Here is a 3,650-nt window from a genome sequence, read left to right as displayed (position 1 = left end):
GTCTCGACCAGCTCCGTCGCGCGGGCCAGCAATTGCGGCGCTGCCCGCGTGTGGATGGCGAGCACCGGCCCCTTGCGCTCCACATAGACGGCCTTGCTTGCCAACTCCAGCTCGATTTCGTCGGCAAGTGCGGCCATATCCGCCGGCTCGTCGGCGGCCTCGATTTGTCCGTCCGGTGTCAGCCTGTGCTCCAGCCCGTAGAGGCCGGCGATCCGCAGCTTCAAAGGCTCGAACAGCCGGTCGACGGCCGCGATAGAGCGGCCGGTGATGAAGGCGAGCGCTCCATCCAGCCGGTGCTCGACCGCTTGCAGCAGCGAACGCAAGTCCGTGCTGACCGCGACGCTATCTGGATGGGCGGCGTGCTCGAGCAAGGTGCCATCGATATCGAGGAAGAGCGCCCACCGGCCTTCGGGGAGCGGTGGGGTCAAATCTGCTTGGATGTTCATCGGAATCCGACTGCCTGTTTGCGTTCGAAGATAGAGACGACATTGTCGCCGTTGGTGTTTGCCGAGCGGTCGGACAAGGCCGTGACGCGGTCGAGCTCGCCGCGCTTCCTCAATCGCGCCGCGTCGAGCAGCATGCTGCCGGCCCAGCGATAGACATTGTTGTCGCGTACGATCTCGCGCATGCGGCGCATGCGCTCGCGCTGCTCGTCGGGCCCCATGACCAGCGCCTGCCGCATGGCTTCGCTCATCATCGCCGCGTCGTAAGGATTGACGATCAGCGCCTCGAGCAGTTCGCGCGAGGCGCCGGCAAACGTGCTGAGCAGGAGCACGCCCTCTTCGTCATCGCGCGCGGCAACGAACTCCTTGGCCACGAGGTTCATGCCGTCATGCAGGCTGGTGACGAGGCAGATGTCGGCCGCGCGGTAGATCTTGTAGACGTCCCTCTGCGAGTGATGCTCGGCCACGAGCACGACCGGACGATAGCTGCCGTTGCCGTAGCGCTCGTTGAGTCCCTCGGCGAGCCGCTGGCATTCCTCATGCAGGTGCTTGTAGGCCGGCAATGTGCCCCGGCTCGGTGCGGCGACCTGCAGGAACACCGCCTTGCCGATCATTTCAGGGTAGCGGATGAACAGTTCCTCCAGCGCATGGAAGCGGTCGAGAATGCCCTTGGTGTAGTCGAGGCGCTCGACACCGACGCACAGCTTGGCGTCGGCTGGAATCCCGAACCGCTCGCGGATTTGCGCGCGGCATTCCTCGACCGGCGGCAGGCTCTTCAGGAGCTGCACAGGCCATTCGATAGAGATCGGGTAGGCGTGGACCAAAGTCGTCTGGCCGCCATAGGACACCGCGGCATCCGCCCGTTCGATCCGGCTCTCCATGAAACGGTCGACGCTCTCGGTGAAGTTGTTGGCATGGAACTGGGTGTGGAAGCCGATGATCGAGCTGCCCAGCAGCCCATCCAGAATGCGCTCGCGCCACGGACAGATGCTGAACACTTCCGAATTCGGCCACGGGATGTGCCAGAAGGTGATGACAATCGCCTCGGGCAGGCGCTCGCGGATCATGCGCGGCAGCAGCGCGAAATGATAATCCTGGACCAGCACGATCGGCCTCTCGTTCCGCGCCTCGGCAACCACCGTTTCGGCAAATTTGCGGTTGACGGCCTCGTAGGCCGCCCAGTCCGACTCGCGGAAGATCGGTCGGGTAAAGGCTATATGGCAGAGCGGCCAAAGCCCTTCATTGGCGAAGCCGAGATAATAGCCCTGATATTCCTCATCGGTCAGCCAGACCCGGCGCAGGGCATAAGATGGATTTTCGGGCGGCACCTGTACCCGGTCGTGGCGGTCGACGACCTGACGATCCGCGCTTCCGCCGCCATAGGCAATCCAAGTGCCGGCGCAGGCGCGCGTGATCGGCTCCAGTGCCGAGACCAGTCCGCTCGCCGGCACGACGAGCTCGACATCGCCGTTCTCGTCCTCATTGTGGATGTAGGGCTCGCGGTTGGAGACGACGATGACCTGTGCGTCCGGCAGATCCTCGGCAAGGATCTTGCGCAGCGTCTCCGGTGACCAGGTGACGAGGGCGGCGTCGACCGACTGCCCGTTCTTCTCGAATTCGCGCAACACCTTGCGTGCGGCTTCCGATGCGACGTCCTCGCCCGCACCGGGCGTGTTCACAGCCGTTGCATGCTGGTGACGGTGCCTGGTTATTGAGACGAAGATCGCGAGAGCGCTGAGTCCGAGACTAGCTAGGATAAGGACCCACAAGAGGTCGACGCCATACTGTGCCATTGATGCCAGGTTGCCTCCGGCTGTCCGCTATTTTGTTTTCGTTCTTGCCGGCTGCGGAGAGGTGTGCCGGTTCCGGTTTGCAAACGCATAGGGCGCTCGTCGGTTCCGACATTTTTCGACTGCCGGATGCATTTGCGGAACTCCGCTCTCGTAACGGTTTTCCGTCCGGAATTGCGCAATCGACCCGTCTAAGTCCGCACAATCAGCGGCACCAGGCCCTCATGCCGATCGGCGAGGAAGGCAACGACGCGGTCCCCGACACGCTGGAAGGTGAGGTCGATAGTCTTATTGCCGACGGACAGATGCCGGAGCGTGAGCGTGTCGATACCGATAGGCATCCGTGGGCGGGTGACGCGCAACTCGCCTTTCCAACCGTCGATTTCCAGACCGAGGCAGGCCTGCATCAGCATGAAGGTGGACCCTGCCGACCAGGCCTGCGGCAGACAGGCGACAGGATAGGCGATCGGCGCCTCGCCTGGCGCCCGGGTGAAGCCGCAGAACAATTCCGGCAGCCGCATGTTGAAGTGCACGGCCGACTCGAACGTGCCGCTCATCAGCCGCACGACACTTTCCCGCTCTCCATAGCGTGACAGGCCGACACCGCAGAGCGCCGTGTCGTGGGGCCAGATCGAGCCGTTATGGTAGGACATTGGGTTGAAGAAGATCGCGTCGTCTGCAAGCGTCCTCAGTCCCCAGCCGGAATGGAAGGAAGCCGACAGCAATTGATCGGCGACAATCTTGGCACGCTCCGGCTGCGGCAGCCCGGCATAGAGCAGATGCCCCGCATTTGACGTTCGCACCTTGCAGGGCTGGCCTTCGCCGTCGATCGCGATGGCGTAGAAGTTTAGATCCTCGATCCAGAAGTCACGCTCGACGGCGATCCGCATTTCCTCGGCGCGGTTCTCCCAATGTTCGGCATCGGCAAACTCGCCGCGGCGGCGTGCGAGCGCGGCAAGGCCGCGATAAGCGGCAAAGACATAGCCTTGCACCTCGACCAGCGCGATCGGTCCTTTGGGCATGCGGCCATCGGCATGGAAGACCGAGTCGACGCTGTCTTTCCAGCCCTGGTTGGCGAGGCCGGACTCCGCCGCGCGTTGGTAGGTGACGAAACCCGTTGCCCGGCTTGCCTCTTCCGTCCACTCGGCGGCCGCCTTGAGCGATGGCCAGAGCGTGTCGATGAAGGCCATGTCGCCGGTGCGGTCGGCATAGGCGCAGGCGAGATGAATGTAGAGCGGGGTCGTGTCGACGCCGCCATAATAGCGGCCGAAGGGAAGCTCGCGCAGCGCCGCCATTTCGCCCTTGCGCGTCTCATGCATGATTTTGCCTGGCTGGGAATCGATGAAGGGCGACGTTTCCGTCGCCTGATGTTCGGCAAGGAACGCCAGCACGCCGCGCGCGAGACCCGGATTGAGCC

General features: G+C 63.6%; 3 protein-coding genes. All 3 read right to left on the bottom strand.

Annotated features, from left to right (window positions below; translation table 11 throughout):
* On the bottom strand, positions 1-446 hold a 446-nt coding region (locus EOA32_RS34770), incomplete at its 3' end, for a trehalose-phosphatase (protein WP_281015303.1).
* Positions 443-2,236: a trehalose-6-phosphate synthase gene (locus tag EOA32_RS34765; RefSeq protein ID WP_095829423.1), complete on the bottom strand. Its 1,794-nt coding sequence runs from the start codon at positions 2,234-2,236 to the stop codon at positions 443-445. The genes EOA32_RS34765 and EOA32_RS34770, both read right to left, overlap by 4 nt.
* Positions 2,237-2,424: 188 nt before the next feature.
* A partial coding sequence (locus tag EOA32_RS34760; protein WP_145971460.1) for an amylo-alpha-1,6-glucosidase occupies positions 2,425-3,650 on the bottom strand: 1,226 nt, incomplete at its 5' end.

Source organism: Mesorhizobium sp. M1A.F.Ca.ET.072.01.1.1 (assembly GCF_004023325.1).
Taxonomy (GTDB): domain Bacteria; phylum Pseudomonadota; class Alphaproteobacteria; order Rhizobiales; family Rhizobiaceae; genus Mesorhizobium.
Note: the sequence above shows the minus strand (reverse complement) of the source record. Positions and strands in the feature narration are given on the sequence as shown.

Excerpts from the sequence above, each read along its gene's own strand:
- EOA32_RS34765 (WP_095829423.1), bottom strand. The coding sequence starts at position 2,236 with ATGGCACAGTATGGCGTCGACCTCTTGTGGGTCCTTATCCTAGCTAGT.